This window comes from Bacillus sp. TCT6, from assembly GCF_056033845.1.
Window position 1 is genome coordinate 4,024,321 of sequence record NZ_JBVYHX010000001.1, and the last position, 26,388, is coordinate 4,050,708.

Genomic DNA, 26,388 nt, shown 5'->3' on the forward strand with positions numbered 1-26,388 from the left:
CGTATCATTTCCTTACATCTTGTATACTTTTATACATAAAGTCCATCGCTTCTGTAACTTTTGTCCCAGGATTAGATCCAAATAAATCAGGTGGCAAAATAACTACGCGGTTTTGTTTTACTGCATCTAAATTTTTCCACGCTTCATTTTTCATCATTTCGCCTTCGAATGCTTTTTTCACACTTGTTGGATCTCCGTGTGTAATTAAATAAATGACATCTGGATTCGCCTCAATAATACGTTCTACACTTAGCTGTGCATATTGCGGATATTCTTTCATTTCTGGAAAATCAGAAGCAATATTTTTTCCGCCTGTTTTTTCTAAAATATCACCTGATAAAGATGTTGGTAATGCCGCTAAATAAGTACCTGGTGCGCCATACACTAGCAATGCTTTCACATCGCTCTTTTTCTCATATTTCTTCATTTGATTATTGATTTTTTGATTAAGTTCTTTTGCTTTATCTTCTTTCTTCATTGCCGTTCCATATAATTCAATATTCTTTTGAATATCTTGTACAGAATTCGCAGAAGAAATGATTACTTTCGTTCCTTGTCCTTCAACCGTTGGCACGTTCTTTTGGAATCCATTGTTAGCAACAAGTACATCGGGCTTTAAACTAGCAATTTGCTCAAAATTCGGTTGATGTGCATTCCCGATTACTTTTGCCTTCTTTAACTCCTCTGGAAGAGTTAATTTCGTATCCGGACGACCTACTACTTTTCCACCTAAAGCATGAATAATATCCATGTCCCCCATACTTAATGTTGCAAAACTTTCTGGTACTTTATCGAATGTTACCTTTCTCCCTGACAGGTCGGTAATTTCGATTTTTTCTTTTCCTTTTTCTGTTTTGGTTGCAGACGCTTTTTCGTCCCCTTTGGTACTGCAACCTATTAACAAGAAAAAAATAGATAAAATCGCTGTAAATAGCGTAATAGATTTTTTCATTCCTTCACCTCTAATTGATAATGATAATCATTAACTACTATTCTACTTTAATTGATAAGGATTATCATTGTCAACATGAAACGCATACATTTTTCTACAAAAAACAAAAAGCGCGACAAAAAGATTCTTTCTTTTCGCCGCGTTCTAGTTAACAATATTATTCACATTCATTTTCCTCTAACTGGTCACGCATCACTTTCACACGCTGAAAGAAAAAGAACGATAAACTTAAAAATATAACGATACTCCCCATCATAACAAAAAATTGGATTGTCTCTTTTGCTCCATCCGGAATCAACAAGCCAACCATTAACAATGTACTTACAGCGAGAAGAATTTGTCCGAACCTAGTATAATCTTCTATTTTCCCTTGTAATTCTTTCATTATATTCTCACTCCTCCATTTCACTTTATCATATTCTATGAAACTGAAAGACCAGTAAATACAGCCATTCTGGGAGATGTTTTCCAACAAAAAAAGAGCCGCTTTACTGCGGCTCTTTTTTAATCATTATTCACCTTTATATGCTTCCATATAAATTTCTTTCAGCTCTGAAATAAGCGGTAACTTTGGATTAGCAGTTGTACATTGATCTTCAAAAGCTCTTTCTGCTAATACTCCAACAACCTCTTCAAATTGCTCTTTATCTACCCCTTGTCCTGCAATACTCATATTAATATTTAAGCTTTTTCCAAGCTCAATAATTGCTTTGACGAGTGATTCCACACCTTCTGCTACTGAGCTTGCTGGAAGCCCGAGCATTCTCGCAATATGTGCATAGCGTTCATCTGCTACAAAGTGCTCATATTTTGGGAACAATGCGTGTTTTCTTGGCTTAATAGCATTATAGCGGACTACATGCGGCATAAGAATTGCATTTGCACGTCCGTGCGGAATATGGAATTCTGGACCAATTTTATGTGCTAAGCTGTGATTAATACCTAGAAAAGCATTTGCAAATGCCATCCCTGCAATTGCAGAAGCGTTATGCATTTTTTCCCGTGCTTCTTCATCATTTCCATCTTTATATGCTCTCGGTAAATATTTGAATACGAGATCAATAGCTTTTAATGCTAATCCATCTGTATAGTCATTTGCCATAACAGACACATACGCCTCAATTGCATGTGTTAAAACATCCATACCAGTATCTGCTGTTACATGTGGTGGTACTGTCATTACAAATTGCGGATCAACAATTGCTACATCTGGTGTTAATTCATAATCTGCGAGCGGATACTTTATATTATTTTTCTTATCTGTAATAACCGCAAATGGTGTCACTTCTGATCCTGTTCCTGATGTTGTTGGAATCGCAACAAACTGTGCCTTATTTCCTAATTCCGGATATTTACATGTACGTTTTCTTATATCTAAAAACTTCTGTTTAATGCCATAGAATGTCGTTTCTGGATGCTCATAGAATAACCACATTCCTTTTGCTGCATCCATAGCTGAACCACCACCAAGTGCGATAATTACATCTGGCTTAAAGCTTCTCATCATTTCCGCACCTTTAAAGACAGTTTCATCTGATGGATCTGGTTCGACCTCAAAGAAAACTTCAATTTTCACATCATTTGCATGCTTGTTTAAATAGTGCGTGACTGTATCCACATAGCCATGTTCAACCATTCCAGGATCCGTTACAATAAATGCACGTGAAATGTTAGGCATATTTGCTAAATACGCTGTAGCATGTTTTTCAAAATAAATTTTTGGTGGCAATTTGAACCACTGCATATTCTTTTTTCTATTTGCCAGCCTTTTTATATTTAATAAATGAGTCGCTGTTACATTTTGGGAAACTGAATTTTTTCCGTAAGAACCACAACCAAGTGTAAGTGATGGAATAAATCCGTTATATATATCCCCTATTCCACCTTGTGATGAAGGTGCATTTACAATGAGACGGCAAGCTTTCATACGTAATCCAAATTGCTTTTGCACTTCTTTATTTGTAGAATGAATAACTGCTGAATGTCCTAAACCACCGAGGTTCAACATTTCTTCGCAATATGTAAATCCTTTTTCTAATGAATTCGCCTTCACACAGGCTAATACTGGGCTCAGTTTCTCACGAGATAACGGGTATGCTGCTCCGATACCTTGAATTTCAGCTACAAGCATTTTTGTATGTTCAGGAACAGTAATCCCAACTAATTCGGCAATATACTGTGCTGATTTTCCTACAATATCACTATTTACTGCACATGTATTTTCATTAATAACGAGCTTTTCTAATTTTTTTCTTTCTTCTTCTGTTACAAAGTAACAATTGTTTTCGATCATTTCTGTTTTAACATCATCATAGATTTCTTTATCGACAATGATTGCTTGTTCCGATGCACAAATCATACCGTTATCAAATGTTTTCGATAAAATTAAATCATTAACAGCTCGTTTTACATGTGCTGATTTTTCTATATAACACGGTACATTACCAGGACCTACACCTAGCGCTGGTTTTCCAGTAGAGTAAGCTGATTTCACCATACCAGCGCCTCCAGTTGCTAGAACGAGTGCCACACCATCATGGTTCATTAATTGTTTCGTCGCTTCGACAGACGGTCTTTCAATCCATTGAATACAATGTTTTGGTGCACCAGCTTTCATTGCTGCATCATATACGGTTTTCGCTGCTGCCACCGAACAATTTTGTGCAGAAGGATGAAATGCGAAAATAATTGGATTTCTCGTTTTTATCGCAATCAACGCTTTAAACATTGTTGTCGACGTTGGATTCGTTACTGGTGTTACCCCAGCTACTACACCGACAGGTTCTGCAATTTCTATTATTTCTTCATGAGGATCTTCGTGAATAATTCCTACCGTTTTATCTTGCTTTATACTATGCCAAATATATTCAGTGGCAAAAATATTTTTAATGCATTTGTCTTCATAGACACCACGGCCTGTTTCTTCAACAGCCAATTTTGCAAGTGGCATATGTTGATCAACACCTGCTAATGCCATTTCATGAACAATGTTGTCAATCTGCTCTTGTGTAAAACTTTCTAATGTTTGTAAAGCTTGTTGACCGTTATTTACTAACGTATCAATCATCTCTTTTACCTCTTGCATTTCATTTACAACTTTCTCTTTGACTACCATGTAAATTTCCTCCTATTCTGTTATCACGGTCTTTATAAGTCCCTATAGGTCATAATAAGTCCCGATTAGCGAAAAAAATAGAGTTACCGTCCTACATGAATCCCATTGTTTGTGAAGTATTTCACAAGTTTATTTATGAATAACATTTCATGAATTCAATATACATGAATTCATTTCATTTGTGTATGTCTAATTTGTGAAAAATTTCACAAATTAACATAATAAAAATGCACTGCTCCACATTAGCAGTGCATTTTTATTATGCTAGCGCTTGTGCTAAATCTTCAATTAAATCTTCACCATCTTCAATACCGACAGAAATACGAATTAATGTATCTGTAATTCCTAATTCTTTACGGCGATCTGCTGGGATTGATGCATGTGTCATTTGAGATGGGATAGAAATTAAACTTTCTACTGCTCCTAGGCTTTCAGCAAGTGTAAAGTATTGCAGTTTCTCAAGTACTTTATTTAATGTTTCCTCACTATCTACATCAAACGAAATAATAGCACCAAATCCATTTGCTTGTTCTGTTGCTAATTCGTGGTTTTGATGTGATTCAAGACCTGGGTAATATACTTTATTTACTTTTGGATGATTATTTAAAAATTCAGCAATAGCGCGTGAATTCGTTTCATGTTCTTCCATACGAATTCCCAATGTTTTTAAACCGCGAAGTAGTAAGAAGCTATCTTGTGGTCCAAGAATACCTCCTGTTGAGTTTTGTACAAAGTGAAGGTCTTCTGCTAGTTGTGGGCTATTTACCACTACTAGACCTGCAACTACGTCACTATGACCTCCTAAATATTTCGTTGCACTATGAAGTACAATGTCTGCTCCTAAAGAAATCGGCGACTGCCAATATGGCGTCATGAATGTATTATCAATAATTGTTAATAAATCTTTCTCTTTAGCAAGAGTAGATATTTTCTTAATATCAGTAATTTTTAGTAATGGGTTCGTTGGTGTTTCCACATAGATCGCTTTCGTATTTGGACGAATTGCTTCTACAACTTCCTCTAAGTTTGTTGTGTCTACAAATGTATGTTCAATACCGAAGCGGTTTAATACTTTCGTAATAACACGATACGTTCCACCATAAACATCATCTGTTAAAATAACGTGGTCACCTTTTGAGAACAACATAATTGTCGCTGTAATAGCAGCCATTCCAGAACCGAATGCAAATCCAGCATGACCATTTTCTAATACGGCAATCATTTCTTCTAAAGCTGCACGTGTTGGGTTACCTGTACGTGAATATTCATATCCTTGATGCTTACCAACCGCTTCTTGTTTGTACGTACTTGTTTGATAGATCGGTACGTTTACAGATCCAGTTGAAGGTTCTCCTATGCGAATACCATGAATTAACTTTGTCTTTGCTCTCATTTTTTATTCCCATCCTTTGTATATGTCTTTACTTAAATAGCGCTCACTACTATCAGGAAAAATGGTTACAATATTTGTACCTGGTGCTGCCTTCTCTGCCTCAAGTAAGCTCGCATGAAATGCTGCTCCTGAAGAGCTCCCAACGAGAAGTCCTTCTTTTTGCGCTAATTCTTTCACTCGTAAAAATGCATTTCGATCAGAAATCGTATGAATTTCATCAAAATAAGATGTCTTCAAAAATGGCGGGATAAATTCCAGTCCAATTCCTTCGGTCTCATGTGAACCAGCCTTACCACCATTTAAAATAGATCCTTCTGGCTCTACGATAACTGTTTTAATATCTATATTTTTTTCTTTCAAATAAGATGCAGTCCCCATAAACGTACCGCCAGTCCCTGCTCCAGCAACAAATATGTTAATCTCTCCATTCAGTGCATCCCAAAGTTCAGGACCTAGTGTTTTGAAATAAGCACGCGGGTTTGCTTCATTCGCAAACTGACTTGGAGAGTATGAATTCGGTATTTCATTTACTAATTCTTTTGCTTTTGCAATTGCACCGGTCATTCCTTGCTCAGTCGGTGTATGCACGACCGTTGCACCTAGTGCTTTCATTAATTCTTGTTTTTCAATACTAAATTTCTCTGGTACACAAACGATAACACGTAAATCATGTTCTAATGCTGCAAGTGCCAGTCCAATACCAGTATTCCCAGCAGTCGGTTCAATAATTGTTCCACCTTGGGTAACAAGCCCTTTTTCTAGCGCATCTTCGATTAATTCTCTTCCTAAACGATCCTTAACGCTTCCGCCTGGGTTATAAAATTCAAGCTTTGCAAATAAGCGGACCCCTTTCGGAAGTGAAAAACGAGTAATTTCTACAATTGGTGTATGACCAATTAACTCATGAACTCCACGATATACATTCATCGTGTTCTCCCCCTTGTTTGCCAATAAAGAAAAGGCAACTGTATGTATTTTCTTTATATGAGACAGTTGCCTTTTTGTTACATTACTTTAACTCTTCTAACACTTTTATGATAAAGTTTGTAGAATGAAGAGCTGCTTGATCTAAAAACTGATCAAATGAAACATTTGATTCTTTACCAGCAATATCAGAAAGTGCGCGAATGATAACAAACGGAACTTCATATTGGTGGCATACTTGTGCGACAGCTGCTGCTTCCATTTCTACCGCATAAAGATTTTCAAATTTATCACGGATGGCTGCAACGCGGTTCGGATCACTCATAAATGAATCGCCTGTTGCAATCATGCCTTTTACAACTTGAATATTTTCTTCAGTTTGCATACATTTCTCAGCTAATGCAACTAACGCCTCATCAGCTTTAAATCCAGGCGGCATTCCTGGTACTTGACCATATTCATAGTTAAATGCTGTTACATCTACGTCATGGTGACGAACTTCAGTGGAAATAACTACATCACCAACGTTTAGAGAATGATGGAATCCACCAGCTGAACCAGTATTAATTACTTTTTCAGGCTTATATTTTTCTAATAAAATTGTCGTTGACATCGCTGCGTTTACTTTACCAATACCAGACTTTAACAAGATTACTTCATGTCCTGCTAATAGTCCTTTCGTAAATTCACAACCTGCAACCGTTTCTGTCTCTGCTTGTTCTAATTTGTCACGTAAAATACGTACTTCTTCTTCCATTGCTCCAATTACAGCAATTCTCAATCTAATCCCTCTTTCTATTGCTTAGTTGCCTCCATTACCCAAACGAAATGATTTAATCTCGTAAACGTTACATGGAAGCCATTGTTTTCAAAAATAGTCTGCATAACTGGAATACGTGTATAGTATTCCGTTTGCAAATCGTTTGCTAACTGGTGAAAACCTCTTTGTTTTGCTGTTTCAACAGTTTTATCATATGCATCTTGATCTGCAAATATCGTATCAGCAAACACTATTTTACCACCTTTGTTTAGCAATTGACTATACTTCGCAACCGCTACATTTTTTTCATCATCTGTTAAATGATGAAATGCATAGGTGCTTACAATGGTATCAATTGAATTTGGGACTTCAAACGAAAGAAAATCACCTTCTGTAATCGAAAATTCTTTTGGCAATTTCTCTTTTGCAATCATACGCATTTCACGCGACGGTTCTATACCGTAAACTGTGCGGCCAGCAAGTAATAATTTATTTGTTAAATTACCTGTACCGACACCAAATTCTAATACATTACCAAATGACTTGTTAACTACATCCTCTAGAATATCCTCATAATGGGCGAAAACTTCTTTATATTGTATATCTTCGCCTTGTACGAATGAGTCGTACGTATGAGCCCACTCATCAAATAAACCATTAAATTCTGTGCCCATAAAAATTCCCCTTTTTCTTATCGGTTTTATCAGTATGATATTCCCTCTTTCTAAAAATGTCAATTGAAATGTACATGGTATTTCCTTCTTTTCTTTGTTACACTATAGTTGATTACATAGGAGAGGGGCCGTCTTCATGTCATTTACCTTTGAAATGTTAGAAGATAAAGTAGAATTTTTTGAAGCGGGAGACTTAGCTTCTTTAGAACGAAAAATTAGTGAACAAATCGATAATAATAAAGCACTTATGCTTGAAGTTCATCACATCTCACATCAAATGGTTATGGATCCTGAAAGCAAAAGACCGTATTATAGCGCGGTTGTTCATTTTAAATTAAAGAAATTGCGTTAACTAAAAAAGAGAAGCTCCTAAGGAGCTTCTCTTTTTTAGTTTAGAGTTTGAACAAGTACTGGTTTCCAGCCCTCATTATCTACCCAATCAATATTTACGTAATATCTTTTTCCACTTTGCTTATCTTGAACGTCACCATAAGCTTTACTCTTTCCAGTTTTGTCTCTTCCAACAAAATGGAATACTAATTGCTCCTTCGGTACTTCAATACCTGCAGCAATTGCACTTTGCATCTCATTCCAATCTGATGACCCCTGTTTAAACGTCATCGCTGGTGATGAACCTTGTTCTGTTCCTACAGCTTTCCAAGAAGGTTTTGTATAAGCCTCTTTTGCCTTGGATACAGTTTTTTCAGCTGATACTTTCTCGTTAGCTTTCGCTTCTTCTTCAGCTTTTTTCTTTTCTTCCTCAGCCTTTAACTTCTCTTCTTCAGCTTTTTGCTTAGCTTCTGCTTGCTCTTTTTCTTTTTCTTTTTTCTTAGCAGATTCTTTATCTTCTGATTTTCCAGCTTTCTCATTCTTTGTTGTTTGTTGAGAGACTTTCTTATCAGTAGAAGATGCTTGCTCTTTCGTACTAGGAACGAACAATTGATATGCTACAATAGCTACTAATAGTAATACAATAGCGATTGCAATATTTAAAACACCGTTTTGACGACGTTTTTGTTGTTTCTGTTGGAATCTTGATCCTCCTGCCATTCTCCAAACCTCCATGCAGTTTTTCCTAATTGCTATTGTAACATTAAATCTAGAAAGGTTGAACATTTACAATGATATTTTCATGAAATGAAAACAATTCACTATAAATTGCAAGATTACTTTTCATTCTCCAATTGATAGATTGCTCCTACCATATCTTTAAAAATAGGTGTGACTTTATTCACTTTGTTATCAGTCTCTAGATCAACAACAACTAAAGCATATCTTGGATTCTCATACGGAAAATAACCTGCAAACCAGCGATTCACCCTCGTCCCTTTCCCTGTTTGCGCTGTCCCGGATTTTCCAGCGACACTGAGCGGCAACGAGCGGAATGCCGTTCCTGTTCCTTTCTCCCTTGTTACAACGCCTCTTAATAACTCTTGTAATGTTTTCACTGTTTCATACGAAAGCTGTTTTCCATGTAACGTATGGTTCTCAAATGTAAAAAAATCCGCTCCATTTTTATATACTATTTTTTCAACAGCTTTCACTTCCATCTTTTTTCCATTCCTCGCAATCGTCGCCATCATATTAGCAATTGCTAGAGGTGATATACGTACATCTTTCTGTCCAATCGCTGTTTGCTCTACCGCTTTTTTACTATTTTTGTTTTCTTCATTCCCCCAAATAGTAGAGCCTTTTTCTTCTGGCATTTGCTCGAAATGAGGTGTATGAAATACAGAACCTTTCCATCCGACCTTTTCATTTGCTCCTAAAGCTGCTACGTATGTTTCTAGCACCGTCCTATCCTTTTGTAATAGCTCGTTACCTAACTCGGAAAATGTCCTGTTACAGCTCCTAGCAAAGCTCTCTTTGAAGTTAAGTGTACCCATCATAACTTGTGGGTCGTTTTCACCATATAAATCTTTATTACAATTAAATGTCCGATTAAACAAATTTACTTTTTGATCAATGACTGCAGCTGCAACTACTGTTTTAAAAACAGAGCCTGGAAAATGTGGCGTTAACATTTGATTTTCAAGTGTAGTCTCATATAAATTCTTATCTCTTACTTGTAAAGACGGCTTACTGACCATCGCTAATATTTCATTTGTCTTTACATCAAGTAATACTAATCCCCCCTTCTTTATTTCATTTGCTTCAATCACTTCTTCTGCTTTTTGCTGCAACCCTTTATGTAAAGTAGTTTGAATCCTAACTGGGTAAAATGGATTTCCTGGTGAAGTATATTTCGCTTGCTTTCCGAAAATTGGTTCTCCTTGCCGATCTACTTGATACAATACTTTTGCCTCTCCATCAGTCAATAAAAATTCATCAAATGATTGCTGTAATCCTGAAATACCTATCGGCGTTTGTTTTGAAATTTTTTTCACTTCTCCATATCGCTTTTGAAATTCTCTTTCGTTCTCCCCTACATCACCAATTAAATGATTTATCTCCCCAGTTTGTTTTAATCGCACTTCAGCTGCTACAATACCTAATACATGTAATTGATTCACCTTCTCCATCTGCTCTCGTGTCACTCGAAATGGAGCAGTTTCCCCTTGCAGTATAAATGCATTTTTTTTATTTTTCATTTGTCTTCTGATCTCTTGTCTCGACACACCAATGATATGCGCGATTTTCTCTAACATGTCATTTTTTATTTGTAAAAATGGAAAAACAATTAAAACAGGATACTTTTCCTCCCCTATTTCTTTACCATTACGATCTATAAACTGCCCACGTCCATCGTCTACTGCAATGGATTGCGTACGTTGCGTAACACTTTTTTCAATTAAATTTATTTTGCGATTAGTAAATGATTCTGTATCTATAATTTGGATTTGAATTAAACGACAAAGCAATAAAAACATAATGCCCATAAAACAAATTAAAACAATTGCAATTCTCCGTTTTATTTTCATAAAAAAACACCTCGTCTATTATAGTTTAGACGAGGTACTATTTTATTTATACAATCCCCAAAACAAAAACAGATATTATATAAGGTTATTATTGTTTCTTTGGCTTCTCTAAAAATTTCATAAGAAGCGATCTAAATTCAGTTTCATTCACTCCAGTGTTTTTAGCAACTTCAATTACAGTGGTTGTTACATTAGCCGCTATTTTTAAATAATCCTTACTAAGATTATCCATTTCATTTCTTTTTTCTTTTGCATTCTCAACTGTTACAGAATCAATACAAGTAATCATCTTATCTACAATATGTAAATAATTATTTTGTGCATCTATTATTTTTTGAATATCATCTTTATTACTTACTTTCGATTGTTTTAAATATGTATACGCTTGATTCACTTCATCTTTTAAAATTTTATCATTATTCTTCGCCTGTTCTTGTAACATATTCTTCATATCATCTATTGTTTTTTGATCCATCGAATCTCGCAATAAATAATCTGGATTTCCAATTGCGTAATCATACTTAATCGTTACATCTTGAAATATTTTCATGACAATAGCTAATTGATACGCTACATCAAAATCATTAAATTCCTTTTTATCTTGTGGATTTTCTAAGGCTTTTGAACTCTCAGTTGCTTTAATATCCTTTTTTTCTTCTTGCTTTACTTTTTCTCCCTTTGATGATGTAGTTTCTTCATTCGTTCCGCATGCAGCAAGTCCTAATATGGATATACTACACACCAATCCTGTAAAGATTTTATGTTTCATAATTAGCCCCTTTTCCCTTTTAAAACCTATATTCTCCAATTATGATATCAAAGCTTAAAGTGTTTTTTTGACATTTTTTGTCGAATTACTCTAAGGTTTACACAATTTTTTTCATTCTACAAAAAAAAAGATTCTCCCGATAGGAGAATCTTTTTTTTATTTTACAGAGACAATCTCTACTTGCATTTCTCCGCCTGGTGTTTGGATTGTTACTTTCTCACCAATTTGCTTACCTAATAAGCTTTTTGCGATTGGAGAATCGTTAGAAATTCTTCCTTCAAATGGGTCAGCTTCCGCGCTACCTACGATTGTGTACGCTTCTTCATCTCCGTTTGGTAATTCTTTAAATGTTACTGTTTTACCTAATGTAACAACAGTAGATACTTCGCCATTATCTTTAATGATAACTGCGTTACGAATCATATTTTCTAATTGTGTAATACGTCCTTCTACGAACGCTTGCTCATCTTTTGCTGCATCGTACTCAGAGTTCTCAGAAAGGTCCCCGAAGCTACGTGCGATTTTAATACGTTCTACTACTTCTTTACGTCTTACTGTTTTTAATTGCTCAAGTTCGTTCTCTAGTTTTTGCTTACCCTCTTGCGTCATAGGGTATGTTTTTTCTGTTGACATATTTTCCACTCCTTTTATATACCAATCCCCCGAAAAAAAGAGGAGTTCCATATGAAAACTCCTCCGCTTCCATTGTTAGCGGAGGTTTCTAGTACCCTTGCACTAGCGGAGTTGTCACATACAACCCCGTATTTCCAATTCTTCTTTATATAAAGAAGATATGTATGGAAAGTTGATATAAATATGCCCTCACCTATATATAGATGAGGTTGCATGTTTCATTGTATTCGATGGGAAGGGAAAAAATCCCTTCCTACCGTATATCTTTTACTATGCTATTACAAATTTACTTTTTGTTCAAGAATTGTTGCAATTTTTGTCACCATAATATCAATTGCAACATGGTTTTGTCCACCTTCAGGGATAATAATATCCGCAAATTTCTTAGAAGGCTCAATAAATTGATTGTGCATTGGACGTACAACAGTTACGTACTGATCAATAACTGAATCCATCGTACGACCGCGCTCTTTAATATCACGCTGCATGCGGCGCAGAATACGAAGGTCAGCATCCGTATCAACGAATAATTTAATGTCCATTAACTCGCAAAGACGTGGGTCTTCTAAAATAAGAATTCCTTCTAAAATAATTACATCTTTCGGCTCAACTGGAATAATTTCTTCTGAACGTGTATGCAATGTATAGTCATATACAGGCTTATCAATTTGCTCATATGCAAGCAACTGCTGCAAATGTTCAATTAACAGATCATTATCAAACGCAAGCGGATGATCATAATTTGTTTTTAAACGCTCTTCCATTGGTAAATGGCTTTGATCTTTGTAATAATAATCTTGCTCTAAGATTAAAATAGAATGACCTTTAAAATGGTCAAAAATCGCTTTCGTTACACTCGTTTTACCTGATCCCGAACCACCAGCAATTCCAATTACAACAGGCTTATTCGTCCCCATTCGACTATCACTCTTTCTTATTGAAGTATGCTTTTGCGCATCATATTATTCACATACACTCGTTGATCCACTTTGAATTTCACGATTTGCAACGGATGTCTCGCTGCATCTAATTCGTTTCCATCCTCATCCCAAATTTTCTCCACCGTTTGCGTAAAGTTTTCTATTTCTGGTCCAAAGAACTCCACTTCATGTCCTGGTTTGAAATGATTACGTTGCTCAATCGTTACGATGCCCGTTTCTTCATTATAATCTAACACTAAACCAGCAAAATCATACGTTGTTTTCTTACTATGATTTCCAAACATTTGCTCTTGATGTCCTGGAACCCCTTCAAAGAATGCAGGAGCTGTATCACGATTTGCACATTTATCAAGCTCATCTAACCATTCTTGTTTAAACTCAAAGTTATCTGGATCCGCACAATAAGCATCAATTACTTTACGATATACAGTTGCTACAGTCGCTACGTAATGGATTGATTTCATACGTCCTTCTACCTTTAAGCTATCGATTCCAATTTCAATCATTTTCGGAATTGATAAAATTAAATTTAGATCTTTTGGACTCATCGCAAAGTGAGCATCTTCTTCTTGGAATAGAGGAAGCTCTTTTGCATCTTTATGTTGTGATACTGTTTGAACTAAATCATAATCCCAGCGGCAAGATTGGCAACAACCGCCACGATTAGAGTCACGCGCTGTCATATGGTTACTTAATGTACATCTTCCTGAATATGCGATACACATTGCACCATGGACGAATGCTTCAATTTCAATATCCACTTTTTCTTTGATTTCTTTCATTTCTTCATAGCTTGCTTCACGAGCTAATACAAGACGATGTAAACCCTCTTCTTTCCAATACTGTGCTGCTTTCCAGTTGGATAGTGATTGCTGTGTGCTTAAATGCACCTCAACAGAAGGCGCTACACGTTTACAAGTCTCAATGATAAGCGGATCAGCAACGATAATCCCCGTTACGCCAGCTTTTTCAATCCCTTTTAAATATTCCTCTAGCCCGTCCATATTTTCATTATGTGCAAAGATATTTGTTGTTACGTATATTTTTGCTCCATACTTCTTTGCAAACTCAACGCCTTCTGCCATTTCTTCTAGCGTAAAATTACCTGCATTCGAACGAAGACCAAATTCTTGTCCACCTAAATATACAGCATCTGCCCCGTAATGGATAGCTACTTTTAATTTTTCTAAGTTACCCGCAGGGATTAACAGTTCAGGTTTCTTCACAATAACACGTTTGCCATCGATCACTCGTGAAATTTCTTGTACAGTCATTTCCTACACCCTCCTCGTTTAGTAAACCGTTTCTTTAAAGAAGAATCCTGTGTCTAACGGACGATTTACTGGTTGCATTTCTTCTATTTCTTTATATAGAGCATCTTTCAAGTCATAATATGCATCACGATCTTCCACACATAAATCAATCGCTTGACGATATTTCTTCGTTACTTCAATAATGTATTCAGAGCTTTTTAGTACACCATCGATTTTTAAGCTGTCAACTTCAGCTTCGATTAGTTCCTCTAATTCATCGATGAAACAAATATCGTTCGGACTCATAATATGAGTACCATTTTCATCTTCATAAATTGGATATTTATTGTTACGCTCTGGGTCATATAAGAACATATTCTCTTCATATTTTTTCTTTTCAATGTCAAGATTACGTCCTTGATACTCAAAGTAATTTCCTACTAATGAACGCTTCGATTGGAACATACAAGTCATACCGTGAATTTGTACTTCTAGTTCCACTTCAGCATTTTCTTTTAAATCAACAATTTCATCTAAGCTCAGCTCACGAGCTAATACAGCGCGCTTCGCTCCTCTTTGTCCCCAGTAATTACAAGTGAACCAGTTTGTTGCTGTCGTTTCTGTATTCCAGTGCAACTGCATATTTGGCGCTACTTCGCGAACAGCCATTAATACTGCTGGATCTCCGAAAACAATTGCATCTACATTTACTTCATTTAAAAATGAAACGTAATCTGTTAATTCTTCTACTTTATCGTTGTGGAACATAGCGTTCATGGCTACGTATACTTTCACACCATTTTCATGTGCAATCTTCACAGTTTGTTTTACATCTTCACGTGAAAACTCCCCTGCTAAACGTAAACCAAACTTTTGCTCACCGATCATTACCGCATCTGCTCCTGCTTTCGCAAGAAGTTCGATATCCGCCACCGCTCTTGGCGTTACTAACAATTCAGGTTTCTTCATACCTTGGTCACCCTCTCTTTTTACTAACAGCTACTCCATCACCAATTGGGAAAATCGTTGTATCGTATCCTTCATGGTTCATAAGCCACTCATTGTACGTCTTAATACGACGGATTAAACCACGTGTACGTCTGTTTTCAATTTTCTCTTTTGTCGTTACAAGACCATGGTACATAACATTATCTGAAATAATTACGCCACCAGGATTTAATAACGGTTCATATAAGTCAAAAAAGCGACGATACTGTCCTTTTGCTGCATCAATAAAAATAACGTCAAATGTCCCGTGTTCTTTTACTTGTTCACCTGTCTCTAACGCATCACCGTAAATAACTGAAATACGATCTGTTACTGGGGAACGTTCTATATATTCAAGTGCTTTTTCATATCGCTCACGATTGCGCTCAACTGTCACAATACGTGAATTTGAAATAGCTTGCATCATACGAATACTAGAATAACCGATTGCTGTTCCAAGTTCTAAAATGCTTTTCGGTCCAATTAAACGTAAAAATTGCAGCATAAATTCCATTCCAAGTCGATCCATAATCGGCACATGATTTTCTGTTGCATATTCTTCCATTTCAAGAATTAATTTATCTTTCGGATCAATAAATGATAATAGGTACTCGTTAACTGCATCCTCCATAAATGGTCCTCCTTATTTACATGGAGAAGTGCCTCTATGACGTCTTTTCCCACATAGAATGCAATAAAAATACAAGCCAGTTTTACCCTTAGCTTGTACGTCCCGTTTTGATATTAAAAACGATTCTTCTGCCAGTTTTTAACCCGATATATTTTACCACAAAAAAGAGGGATGTGCGACTTTTTTCGCTATCCCTCCCCATTTCACTGTTTTTTCGTAATGTATTTTTGCTTTAATGCATTATGCTCTTCTAATGTTTTCGCATAGTACACTTCACCACTTGGTGCAGCTAAGAAATAATAATAATCTGTTTGCGCAGGTTCTAACGCAGCTTCCACTGAATGTTTACCAGAGTTTGCGATCGGCCCTACCGGCAATCCTTTTACAACATACGTATTGTACGGTGAGTTGACCTTTAAATCTTCGTATAATACACGTTGTTTATGCTTTCCAAGTGCATATAATACCGTTGGATCCGTTTGAAGCGGCATACCTTTCTCTAAACGATTATAAAAGACACTAGAGATCTTTTGACGATCTGTAAAACCAGTTGCCTCTTCTTCAATAAGTGAAGATAATGTTAAAAGCTGATGAACATCCCAGTTCTTTGCTTTCATTTTTGCCTCATTTTGAACAATGATTGCATTTGTTTTCTCAAGCATCGGAATTACGATTTCTTCTAACGTCGTATCTTTCTTATAAAATGAATACGTCGCAGGATATAAATAACCTTCTAATGGGTATTTAATATTACTATCAAAGATTTTATCCGTTAATAACTTCGGATACTTTTGCTGCATTTTTTGAATAAATGCTTTATCGTTTAATTGACGCGTAACATCATCTTTATTCCACTTTAGTTCTGCCGCAATCGTTTCTGCAATTTCAGTTACTTGAGCTCCTTCTTTGATCGTCACTTTATAAAGAGCTGGACGATGCACGTTGCCAGATGACATTTGTTCGATAACATCTTTAGCATTCATCGAAGGATTTAATAAATATGTACCTGCTTGTAAATTTTTCGATTTAGCCTTTGTATAAAAACTAAAAACTGTACCGTTTTTCACAGCGCCTTTTTCTTCTAAAATTTCTCCAATTTTACTTGTAGATGATCCTTTCGGAATTTCTACTTCAATCTCTTTTTTATTCCCGCTATCAACTGGTCCTAATGCGGATGAAATATACGCATAGACTGAACCACAAACTAAAAGCAGTGCAATAATCGAAAATAAAAAGATGCGTCTACGCTTCTTTTTCACTTGATTCTCTATCAAAACTCTTCCTCCTTATTCAATTGTAGACCATATGTATATGTTTCTATACAGCATGATGGAAAGCCACAACAAATTCGCCTATCTTTTTTAGTATCCATTTTATTTTTCTACAATCCGTCTCATTATACTACAAAGGATTACACAGTTTCGACAAAAAATCTTTCATTTTACATATAAATACAAAAAAAAGATGGACTGTATGTCGTCCATCTTTTCAGTACTTATTATTCAGCTTCTTGCTCATCAGCAAGAGTGTTGAACATTTCTTGTACCATTTCCCACTCTTCTTCAGATTCGATTGGAAGTAAACTTCCGCCCTCTTCTTCATTTTGCTCATAAGCCATTGCATCATAAATTTGGTCTCCATCTTCGTCTACTTCACCGATTGGAGAGAAGACTACGTATGATTTTTTACCAAATTTTTCAGCATCAAAAGTGAAAATAATTTCACATAAATGTTCGTTACCTTTTTCGTCTACAATTGTAATTTGATTTTCTTCCATTTTGGTCACCTCTTATTTACTATCTAAAAATCCTTGTAAGATTACGACTGCAGCCATCTTATCGATTACTTGTTTTCGCTTCTTACGGCTTACATCCGCTGAAATGAGTAGACGTTCCGCTGCCATCGTCGACAAACGCTCGTCCCACATTACAACGTCTAATTGTAACAGCTCTCGTAGGTTTTCTGCAAATTGTTGGCACGCTTCACCACGTGGGCCAATTGTACCATTCATATTTTTAGGTAAACCTACTACTATTTTGTCCACATTGTACTGCTTTACTAACTCAGAAATACGATCAAAACCAAAGTGACCTCGTTCTTCGTTAATCTTAATTGTTTCTAATCCTTGTGCTGTCCAGCCCATTTCGTCGCTCATTGCAACTCCGACTGTTTTTGTACCTACATCTAAACCTAATATCCGCATAAACTACTCCTCACGATGATGTTTCAAGTAAGACTTCACAAGCTCTTCAATGATCTCATCACGTTCAAGCTTACGAACGATGCTTCGTGCATCTTTATGGCGAGGTATGTATGCTGGGTCTCCACTTAATAAATAACCGACGATTTGGTTAATCGGATTATAGCCTTTTTCTTGAAGTGCATCATACACAGTTAAAAGTACATCATTTACATGGACACTCTGTTTTTCATCTTGAATGCTAAACTTCATTGTTTTATCAAAACCGTCCATTTCAAGCACCTCACTTATATAGTAAGTATAGGGAGAAGAACTTCTCCTCTCCCTACCATTGTACACTACTATCTCTTTATTTTGAAACAGATTTAACGTACTCTTGTACAAATGCTAAAGCTTCTTCGACTTGAGCTGGGTTTTTACCACCTGCTTGTGCCATATCAGGACGGCCACCACCGCCACCGCCGCAACGAGAAGCTACTTCTTTCACAAGTTTACCAGCATGGTAACCTTGGCTAATTAAGTCTTTCGTTACACCTGCTAGGATGTTTACTTTATCGTCATTAACAGACGCTAATACAACAACTGCTGACTCTAATTTATTTTTTAGATCATCCATCATCGTACGTAAGTTGTTCATATCTGCAACATTTACTTTCGCTGCTAATACATTCACACCATCAACTGTCATTACAGAATCAGTTAAGTTTCCAGCTTCAATATTGCTTAATTTCGCAGCAAGAGATTCGTTTTCTTTTTGAAGTTGTTTCACTTCAGCAAATAGACCATCAACTCTTGTTAAAATATCTTTCGGATTTGTTTTCATTTTTCCTGCTGCTTCTTTTAATAAACCTACTTGATCGTTCATTAATTCGTATGCAGACTTACCAGTTACCGCCTCAATACGACGAGTTCCTGCACCGATACCAGACTCAGCAACGATTTTGAAAATACCGATAGAAGCTGTATTATCAACGTGACAACCACCGCAAAGCTCTAAGCTGTAATCGCCAACTTGTACAACGCGTACAACATCTCCGTATTTTTCACCGAATAATGCCATTGCGCCCATTTCTTTTGCTTCTCCGATTGATTTTTGAGAAATCTCAACGTTAATACTTTCCCAAATTTTCTCGTTTACCATACGCTCAATTTTTTCTAATTCGTCAGCTTGCACTTGACCGAAGTGAGAGAAGTCAAAGCGTAGACGTTCAGAAGTTACAAGAGAACCTGCTTGATTAACATGCGTTCCAAGTACGTCTTTTAATGCTTGGTGTAGTAAGTGAGTTGCTGTATGATTTTTCACAACGCTACTACGGTTTTTCGTATCGATAACAGCTTTCACAGCTGCATCTTTCGTTAACGTGCCTTCTTCCACAGCTACTTTGTGTAAGTTTTGACCATTTGGTGCTTTTTGTACGTCTTTTACAAGAACTTTCACGCCGTCAGCAAGAAGGTAACCACGGTCAGCAATTTGTCCACCGCTCTCAGCGTAGAATGGTGTTACGTCAAGAATTAACTGTCCTTCTTCCCCTGCTTGTAAGCTATCTGTGTACTCACCGTTTTTCACAAGTACAACAACGTTACTTTCCGTTGCAACTGTACCGTAACCAACGAACTCACTCGCTACTTTAACTTCTCCAAGTACACCGCCTTGAACTTGCATTGAGTCAACGTCTTGACGAGCAGCACGTGCACGCTCACGTTGTTTTTCCATTTCATTTTCGAAGCCTTCTTGGTCAACTGTCATACCAGCTTCTTCTGCATATTCTTCTGTTAATTCGATTGGGAAACCGTATGTGTCATATAGACGGAACGCATCTACTCCAGAAATAACAGTTGTTTTTTCTTCTTTTGCTTTTGCAATAACTTCAGCTAAAATTGCTTCACCATCATGAAGTGTTTCATGGAAACGCTCTTCTTCATTTTTCACAACTTTCGCAATGAAATCTTTCTTTTCAAGTACTTCTGGATAGAAGTCTTTCATTACTTCTCCAACAACCGGTACCAATTCAAACATGAATGGACGGTTAATGTTTAATTTCTTCGAATAACGAACAGCGCGGCGTAATAAGCGACGTAATACATAACCACGACCTTCGTTAGATGGAAGAGCACCGTCACCAACAGCGAATGTTACTGTACGGATATGGTCAGCAATTACTTTGAATGCCATATCTTTTTCTAAATCGCCATTACGATATTTCTCACCAGAAATTGATTCTGTTGCACCAATCATCGGCATGAATAGGTCTGTATCAAAGTTTGTAGGCACATCTTGAACGATAGATGTCATACGTTCTAGACCCATCCCTGTATCAATGTTTTTCTTAGGAAGTGGTGTATATGAACCGTCTGGATTATGGTTAAATTGAGAGAATACAAGGTTCCATACTTCTAAGTAACGCTCGTTTTCTCCGCCTGGATATAATTCTGGGTCACTAAAGTCATTACCGTAAGCTTCCCCGCGGTCATAGAAAATCTCTGTATTCGGTCCACTTGGTCCTTCACCAATATCCCAGAAGTTTTCTTCTAAGCGGATAATACGCTCTTTTGGAACGCCCATTTTTTCATTCCAAATTGTGAATGCTTCTTCATCTTCTGGATGGATTGTAACTGATAGTAATTCTTTATCGAATCCGATCCATTTGTCGCTCGTTAAGAATTCCCAAGCCCATGTAATTGCTTCTTCTTTGAAGTAATCACCGATTGAGAAGTTTCCTAACATTTCAAAGAATGTATGGTGACGAGCTGTTTTCCCTACGTTTTCAATATCGTTTGTACGAATTGATTTTTGAGCATTTGTAATACGTGGATTTTGTGGGATTACACGTCCATCAAAATATTTTTTTAATGTAGCTACACCACTATTAATCCATAGAAGAGATGGATCTTCATGTGGAACTAGTGATGCACTAGGTTCTACTGCATGTCCTTTTTCTTGGAAAAAGTCTAAAAACATTTGACGAATTTGTGCGCCTGTTAGTTGTTTCATTGTATTTTCCTCCTTAAATATAAAAAACTCCCGTCCCTATAAAAGGGACGAGAGTTAACTCGCGATACCACCCTAATTATGAATTGATTACAATAACAATCAATTCATCACCTCATGGTGCCGTAACGTGGCAAGACGGCAGTGATTAGCTGCTCTCAGGATTAGCTTTCTGTTACCCTTCATTTAAAGCTTCTTTCAGCCATATGGAAGCTTCTCTCTATAAATGGACTGTAACGTACTTGTTCCGTCATTGATTTAATGTATTATATGACTAAATATAATAGAATTCTCTTAAGTTTGTCAATGTAGATAATCATTTATATTGTATTAATTGCTTATTTATCATAGGTATTCTACTATTCATTCTTAACAGCCTTTTCATATATTATGCGTTTATTAACAAATCGGAATCTCCTTACAAGAATAATTTATAAAAAATTATAAATATTACCTTTTTTGCTATAATTAAATTGTTGTTAATAAAATAAAGGAGCGATCACAATGACAACCTTACTTAGCAAAGCTAAAAACATATTAGCGACTAACGAAACAATATTACTTTACGCAGCATGTTCATTAGACATATTTATTTATCGTTCCGTCGCGAGACCAGGCCTATTGATTTTAACGAACAAAAGGCTATTCTTTTATGGACCAGATGTAAGTAACAATCCAATATTTGAAGAGTACTCTTTCGCAAAAATTTCTAATCTAAAAGAACAAAAGCGTCTTTTCAACAATCAAATTGTATTTATGTATGATAACGAATGGAAAAAAATAAAACATATTCAAACAAATGATGTGAGCTCCCTCGTTCAAAAGATACACGAGCAGATTTCTAAATAAATATACGATTAGCCCTCTATTTCTTACATAGAGGGCTTCTATACTTACACATCTTCTTTTTTCAAGAGAGGCTTCACATGAACAATGACGGTGCGAATAACTGCTAAGATGGGAACCGATATTAGTAACCCTACAATACCAGCTACTTCCCCTCCAACTAGTAATGCAAGCATAATAATAACGGGATGCATACGAAGTGACTTACCAACAATGTAAGGCGATAAAATGTTACTTTCCACAAATTGCAAAATAGCAATCGTAATACCCGCCTTAATAAGTAAGCTCGTTGATACTGTTGCTGCAATCATTAACGTCGGGATCGCTCCTAAAATAGGGCCGAAGTACGGGATTATATCCGTTACCCCAATAATAATACCAAGCAATAATGGATATTTCATACCGATAAACCAAAAAGAAAGAGCTGATACTCCCCCTAATACCAAACAAACAAATAACTGTCCTCGAATATAACTTCCAAGTGACTTATCAATTTCTTTCGCAAGCATTTGCCCCGTACCTCGCCATTTACTTGGGACTAGTTTCCAAAAGATATGATAAAACTCACCATAATCTTTTAATATGTAAAATACAATGAACGGTATTAAGAAAATAATGAGCAATGAATCGAGTACACCACGAGCTGTACTCATCACTTTATTTAAAAGCGCTTGAATCTTCGTTTCCACACCCACAAAAAGTTGTTTCACCTTTTCATGAATGAACGAAGGGAAATTCGCTGTTTGTTCTGTAACGCCATCCATCCACGAATCGTACATCTTTGTAAACTGCGGAAATTGTTCATTAATCTCTTGTAACTGTTTAATAACGACTGGCGTTCCTTTATAAATCCCATAACCAATTCCGCCAAAGAAAAGGATATAAATAAGCAAAATGGCAAGTGTACGGGGCATCCCTTCCTTATGGATTTTTTCAATTAAAGGGTGCAATAAATACGCAATAAAACAAGCGATAAGAAATGGCGTGATTGCTACTTTAAATACAAAAATAATCGGTGCCCATAGTGGCTTAATTTTTAAAAAGACGAGCAAACAAAGAAAAACAAGTAATAATAATCCTAAACGATATATCCAAATGATTTTAAGATTCTTCACATGAAAAACCTCCTCCACCTTTATTTTGAAAATAAATGGGGTAGGTTATGTGCGAAACTTTTAAAATCTTTTCATACGGACCATACTGTTTTTTAAAGACGTACATATAAATAACATAACAAGGACAACCACCCCTGAGAATACAGCATGAATTAATATAATCAGGAGGGCTAATTATGGTTTTGTTTATGCTTGGATTATCAGCACTTTTTATGATTCTTGAATGGATTTGTATCGGGTTTGGTATTTGGAAGGGGTTCTTTATTCGTTCCTCACGTAAAGAAAAAGCGAAGCAATTATGGCAGTATGGAATACTCGGCGTTGGCTGCTACGGTCTATCTTATCTTTTCTCAGAAATCGGACTTTTTTATTTGCATATGAGCGCATAAAAAAACTCCCTCGTCAATAAGGGAGTTTTTCACTTTATCGAAATGATTATAAGTAAGATTTAATCATCTTACGTGCTTTTTTCATATTGCGTTTTGAAAATACATCTTGCTTACGAGCATATTGATATGCTGCAGCTCCAACACCTAATGCGATTAATGAATTGCGTAGATTCAAAGTAAATCCCCCTTTTCGTTATCCGATCGTTCTTTCATTCTCATCAAATAAATCATCAAGAGAGCTTAATGAACCATCTTCCTCAACTTGATGCGTATGGATTTTCCCCTTTGAAACCGATAATTCGATATAACAATTCCAGCAATAAAATTGGTTGACACCTATTTTTCCAATGTCTTTCCCTTTGCAATTTGGACAAATGAACATATGGCTTTCATCTCCTTACAGTCTCCCAGATTCTATTCGCCATTATGTCCAAACTGCATTCGTTTATACATCGCTGGAGCCTTTCAACGCTATGCGTTTGAAAGTTTCACTATATAATTTCACCTTGTTACATGAAATCATACGGTGAAATGTTTTCCACGTCCATTTCTTCGCCATTAACTGTGACCATCTGTACTTCTCCTTGTGATTCCTGCAAGCGACTAGCCAAAGTTGTTTGACGCATTGCATCATCAAGGCGATTTACACCGGATTTGAAAGCTGCTTCCTCCCCGCAAATAATAAGGAACTTCTTACTTCTTGTAATGCCCGTGTAAATTAAATTACGACGTAACATACGGTTGTAACTTTTCACGATCGGCATAATAACAATCGGAAATTCACTACCTTGTGATTTATGAATGGAACAACAATATGCATGCGTAATTTGATTTAAATCGGGCTTTGTATACGTTACCTCAATTCCATCAAATGAAACGATAATCATATCTTGTTGCTCAACGTTTTCTTTCGCATAAAACACCGAAACAATTTCTCCAATATCACCATTAAACACCTGGCTCTCTGGCTGATTAACGAGTTGCAGTACTTTATCGCCTCTTCGGTATACAACATCACCGTAAGCAATTTCTTTACTCTTTTCCCTCTTCGGATTAAATACTTGTTGCAATGCTTCGTTTAATACATTAATACCAGCAGGCCCGCGGTACATCGGCGCTAATACTTGGACATCCCTTGCACTAAATCCTTTTGTTTTAGCATTTTCGCAAACTTTTTTCACAACCTCAACAATTTGAGCCCCTGTACAGCTGATAAATGAACGATCTTTTTTATTTTGTGCTAAATCTGGCGGGAGCGTGCCGTCTTTGATTGCATGGGCAAGTTGAATAACAGATGAGCCTTCTGCTTGACGATAAATTTCAGTAAGCTTCACTGTCGGAACTGCGCCTGCATTTAATAAATCTTTTAATACTTGTCCAGGTCCTACAGATGGCAACTGATCTTCATCACCTACAACGATAACTTGAATGTTCGTCGGTAGCGACTTAAATAGCTGATTCGCAAGCCAAATATCAACCATTGAAAATTCATCAATAATAAGGAGCTTACCTTGGACAGGATCCGTTTCATTACGCTGGAAAGATCCTTCTGGCGTCCAGCCAAGCAAACGGTGAATTGTGCAAGCTGGAAGTCCTGTCGATTCACTCATCCGCTTCGCTGCTCTTCCTGTTGGAGCTGTTAATAGTATTGGAAATGGATTATCATCACTGTATTCATTCGGATTTAACGATAATCCGTGAAGTGACGCATACATTTCAACAATCCCTTTAATAACAGTTGTTTTCCCCGTTCCTGGTCCACCTGTTAATAACATCATTGGCTTATGAAGTGCCGTTTGAATCGCTTCTTGCTGAAACGGTGCATACTGCACGTTTAACTGTTCTTCAATTTCACCTAATGTTTTTAACACTTCTGCTTCAGGAAATGAAGGTGTTTCCTCTTGATTCATCAATCGACGAATAGACTTTACAACACCTTTTTCAGAGTAGAATAAAGTTGCTAAATACACTCGTTCTTCTTCTATGATGACTTTCCCTTCACTTTGCATCGTTTCAATACAACCTATAATATCTTCCTCAGTCACTCTTCCTTCTTGATTGTTTAAAAGTGACATCGTTTCTCTTACAAGTTGATCTTTCCTCATATAAACGTGACCAAGTTGCAATGAGACATTCTCTAATGTGTAAAAACATCCCGCTCGTACACGGTCGTCGTGATTACCCGATATTCCTAACGCACGCCCTATATCATCCGCTCGTCCAAAACCAATCCCGTCCACTTCTTCAATAAGTTGATACGGATTATTACGAATCACTTCTAATGTCATCTCTTTATATTGCTGGTAAATCTTAATAGAAAGTTTCGTTCCAAAACCGTAACCATTTAAAAAGCTCATTACTTTCTCTAATCCTTGATGTTCAACAATTGTCTCATATATTTCCTGAGCCTTTTGTTTGTTAACAACACCATTTAACGCCTCAGGGTCATCCATAATTTTAGAAATAGCATGTTCCCCGAGATGATCCACAATTTTTTCCGCTGTACGCTTTCCTATCCCTTTAAATAAATCACTCGCTAAATATTGCACCATACCTGCTTTTGTTTGCGGCAATTCTTTTTTAAATGTTTCAACCATATATTGTTTTCCATACTTTGGATGGTCCTTAAAGTGACCTGTCAATGTAAACACTTCATCTTCATGCATGCGGGGAAAATGACCGTTTATCATTACTTTCTTTTCGTCATATGTTTCATTCGTTTCAATGACTTTCATACTGACAACGGAATAGAGGTTTTCTTCGTTGTGGAAAATGGTATGAAGAACTTGCGCTTTTATAAACTTTTTCTCTTCCTCAAACAAATCCATTGCATGTTGATTTCCCATCTTTCCTCTCCTTTCCGATATTTTCACTTTAATGAGCAGTACATCCCCCA

27 protein-coding genes and 1 other annotated feature are annotated in these 26,388 nt (G+C 36.5%); of the genes, 3 read left to right on the forward strand and 24 right to left on the reverse strand.

The genetic code is table 11. The features are described 5' to 3' along the window. Positions 1-4: 4 nt before the first annotated feature. From AC0ONG_RS20560 to AC0ONG_RS20590, 7 genes are all read right to left on the reverse strand, one after another. Positions 5-952 carry an ABC transporter substrate-binding protein gene (locus AC0ONG_RS20560; protein ID WP_000748480.1) on the reverse strand — a complete coding sequence of 316 codons (948 nt, stop codon included), beginning with the start codon at positions 950-952 and terminating at the stop codon, positions 5-7. A gap of 157 nt (positions 953-1,109) precedes the next feature. Further along, a complete protein-coding gene (locus AC0ONG_RS20565; protein WP_000661454.1) occupies positions 1,110-1,337 on the reverse strand; it encodes a YrhC family protein in 228 nt (75 codons plus the stop codon). 126 nt (positions 1,338-1,463) lie between these two features. Then, on the reverse strand, positions 1,464-4,067 hold the full coding sequence (adhE, locus tag AC0ONG_RS20570) for a bifunctional acetaldehyde-CoA/alcohol dehydrogenase (RefSeq protein ID WP_016077248.1): 2,604 nt from the start codon (positions 4,065-4,067) through the stop codon (positions 1,464-1,466). A gap of 259 nt (positions 4,068-4,326) precedes the next feature. Then, the gene (locus AC0ONG_RS20575) at positions 4,327-5,460 is read right to left on the reverse strand and encodes a bifunctional cystathionine gamma-lyase/homocysteine desulfhydrase (RefSeq protein ID WP_001201921.1); all 1,134 of its coding nucleotides are present in this window, start codon (positions 5,458-5,460) and stop codon (positions 4,327-4,329) included. A gap of 3 nt (positions 5,461-5,463) precedes the next feature. Next, a complete protein-coding gene (locus tag AC0ONG_RS20580) occupies positions 5,464-6,387 on the reverse strand; it encodes an O-acetylserine dependent cystathionine beta-synthase (protein WP_001103877.1) in 924 nt (307 codons plus the stop codon). A gap of 82 nt (positions 6,388-6,469) precedes the next feature. Next, positions 6,470-7,165 carry a 5'-methylthioadenosine/S-adenosylhomocysteine nucleosidase gene (gene mtnN, locus AC0ONG_RS20585; protein WP_474203867.1) on the reverse strand — a complete coding sequence of 232 codons (696 nt, stop codon included), beginning with the start codon at positions 7,163-7,165 and terminating at the stop codon, positions 6,470-6,472. 14 nt (positions 7,166-7,179) lie between these two features. After that, complete coding sequence (locus tag AC0ONG_RS20590) at positions 7,180-7,818, reverse strand: class I SAM-dependent DNA methyltransferase (protein ID WP_000536323.1); 639 nt, start codon at positions 7,816-7,818, stop codon at positions 7,180-7,182. Positions 7,819-7,954: 136 nt separating this feature from the next. Between AC0ONG_RS20590 and AC0ONG_RS20595 the strand changes: the two genes are divergently transcribed. Then, complete coding sequence (locus tag AC0ONG_RS20595) at positions 7,955-8,170, forward strand: YrzA family protein (RefSeq protein ID WP_000010984.1); 216 nt, start codon at positions 7,955-7,957, stop codon at positions 8,168-8,170. Between the two features lie 35 nt (positions 8,171-8,205). Here AC0ONG_RS20595 and AC0ONG_RS20600 read toward each other — a convergent pair whose 3' ends face one another. The 13 genes from AC0ONG_RS20600 to alaS form a co-directional block, all read right to left on the reverse strand. After that, entirely contained in the window at positions 8,206-8,868 is a 663-nt protein-coding gene (locus AC0ONG_RS20600) for a YrrS family protein (protein WP_000897094.1), read from the reverse strand. Between the two features lie 116 nt (positions 8,869-8,984). Beyond that, positions 8,985-10,739, reverse strand: coding sequence for a peptidoglycan D,D-transpeptidase FtsI family protein (locus AC0ONG_RS20605; RefSeq protein ID WP_016077247.1), 1,755 nt, complete (start codon positions 10,737-10,739; stop codon positions 8,985-8,987). Positions 10,740-10,827: 88 nt separating this feature from the next. Further along, positions 10,828-11,508, reverse strand: a complete 681-nt coding sequence (locus tag AC0ONG_RS20610) for a hypothetical protein (protein WP_000680878.1) — start codon at positions 11,506-11,508, stop codon at positions 10,828-10,830. A gap of 156 nt (positions 11,509-11,664) precedes the next feature. Next, the gene (gene greA, locus AC0ONG_RS20615; RefSeq protein WP_014894880.1) at positions 11,665-12,141 is read right to left on the reverse strand and encodes a transcription elongation factor GreA; all 477 of its coding nucleotides are present in this window, start codon (positions 12,139-12,141) and stop codon (positions 11,665-11,667) included. Positions 12,142-12,419: 278 nt separating this feature from the next. Beyond that, positions 12,420-13,058, reverse strand: a complete 639-nt coding sequence (gene udk / locus AC0ONG_RS20620) for a uridine kinase (RefSeq protein WP_000537080.1) — start codon at positions 13,056-13,058, stop codon at positions 12,420-12,422. Positions 13,059-13,075: 17 nt separating this feature from the next. Further along, positions 13,076-14,356 carry a peptidase U32 family protein gene (locus AC0ONG_RS20625; protein WP_000217970.1) on the reverse strand — a complete coding sequence of 427 codons (1,281 nt, stop codon included), beginning with the start codon at positions 14,354-14,356 and terminating at the stop codon, positions 13,076-13,078. 18 nt (positions 14,357-14,374) lie between these two features. Next, positions 14,375-15,304, reverse strand: a complete 930-nt coding sequence (locus tag AC0ONG_RS20630; protein WP_000742792.1) for a peptidase U32 family protein — start codon at positions 15,302-15,304, stop codon at positions 14,375-14,377. 7 nt (positions 15,305-15,311) lie between these two features. Further along, positions 15,312-15,953 carry an O-methyltransferase gene (locus AC0ONG_RS20635; RefSeq protein ID WP_000389103.1) on the reverse strand — a complete coding sequence of 214 codons (642 nt, stop codon included), beginning with the start codon at positions 15,951-15,953 and terminating at the stop codon, positions 15,312-15,314. 203 nt (positions 15,954-16,156) lie between these two features. Then, a complete protein-coding gene (gene mltG, locus AC0ONG_RS20640) occupies positions 16,157-17,227 on the reverse strand; it encodes an endolytic transglycosylase MltG (RefSeq protein ID WP_000572127.1) in 1,071 nt (356 codons plus the stop codon). 224 nt (positions 17,228-17,451) lie between these two features. Continuing rightward, the gene (locus tag AC0ONG_RS20645; protein WP_000392246.1) at positions 17,452-17,730 is read right to left on the reverse strand and encodes a DUF1292 domain-containing protein; all 279 of its coding nucleotides are present in this window, start codon (positions 17,728-17,730) and stop codon (positions 17,452-17,454) included. 12 nt (positions 17,731-17,742) lie between these two features. Continuing rightward, the gene (gene ruvX / locus AC0ONG_RS20650; RefSeq protein WP_001221202.1) at positions 17,743-18,156 is read right to left on the reverse strand and encodes a Holliday junction resolvase RuvX; all 414 of its coding nucleotides are present in this window, start codon (positions 18,154-18,156) and stop codon (positions 17,743-17,745) included. A 3-nt stretch (positions 18,157-18,159) separates the two neighbouring features. Next, a complete protein-coding gene (locus tag AC0ONG_RS20655) occupies positions 18,160-18,426 on the reverse strand; it encodes an IreB family regulatory phosphoprotein (protein ID WP_000348591.1) in 267 nt (88 codons plus the stop codon). Positions 18,427-18,502: 76 nt separating this feature from the next. Then, positions 18,503-21,145, reverse strand: a complete 2,643-nt coding sequence (alaS, locus tag AC0ONG_RS20660; RefSeq protein WP_474203878.1) for an alanine--tRNA ligase — start codon at positions 21,143-21,145, stop codon at positions 18,503-18,505. Positions 21,146-21,185: 40 nt separating this feature from the next. After that, positions 21,186-21,405 (reverse strand) — a binding site (T-box leader). Between the two features lie 241 nt (positions 21,406-21,646). Between alaS and AC0ONG_RS20665 the strand changes: the two genes are divergently transcribed. Then, on the forward strand, positions 21,647-21,991 hold the full coding sequence (locus tag AC0ONG_RS20665; protein WP_000209589.1) for a PH domain-containing protein: 345 nt from the start codon (positions 21,647-21,649) through the stop codon (positions 21,989-21,991). A 44-nt stretch (positions 21,992-22,035) separates the two neighbouring features. On the opposite strand, the gene AC0ONG_RS20670 is transcribed toward AC0ONG_RS20665, so the two are convergent. Next, positions 22,036-23,103 (reverse strand): AI-2E family transporter, encoded by a 1,068-nt coding sequence (locus AC0ONG_RS20670; RefSeq protein ID WP_000793127.1) that lies wholly within the window; start codon positions 23,101-23,103, stop codon positions 22,036-22,038. 176 nt (positions 23,104-23,279) lie between these two features. Here AC0ONG_RS20670 and AC0ONG_RS20675 point away from each other — a divergent pair, with 176 nt between their 5' ends. Further along, positions 23,280-23,492 (forward strand): hypothetical protein, encoded by a 213-nt coding sequence (locus tag AC0ONG_RS20675; protein WP_000242539.1) that lies wholly within the window; start codon positions 23,280-23,282, stop codon positions 23,490-23,492. Positions 23,493-23,538: 46 nt separating this feature from the next. Here AC0ONG_RS20675 and AC0ONG_RS20680 read toward each other — a convergent pair whose 3' ends face one another. The 3 genes from AC0ONG_RS20680 to recD2 form a co-directional block, all read right to left on the reverse strand. After that, entirely contained in the window at positions 23,539-23,667 is a 129-nt protein-coding gene (locus AC0ONG_RS20680) for a YrzQ family protein (protein ID WP_001053553.1), read from the reverse strand. Positions 23,668-23,685: 18 nt separating this feature from the next. After that, on the reverse strand, positions 23,686-23,874 hold the full coding sequence (locus tag AC0ONG_RS20685; RefSeq protein ID WP_000469281.1) for a hypothetical protein: 189 nt from the start codon (positions 23,872-23,874) through the stop codon (positions 23,686-23,688). 127 nt (positions 23,875-24,001) lie between these two features. After that, on the reverse strand, positions 24,002-26,338 hold the full coding sequence (gene recD2 / locus AC0ONG_RS20690; RefSeq protein ID WP_000528079.1) for an SF1B family DNA helicase RecD2: 2,337 nt from the start codon (positions 26,336-26,338) through the stop codon (positions 24,002-24,004). Positions 26,339-26,388 lie beyond the last annotated feature (50 nt).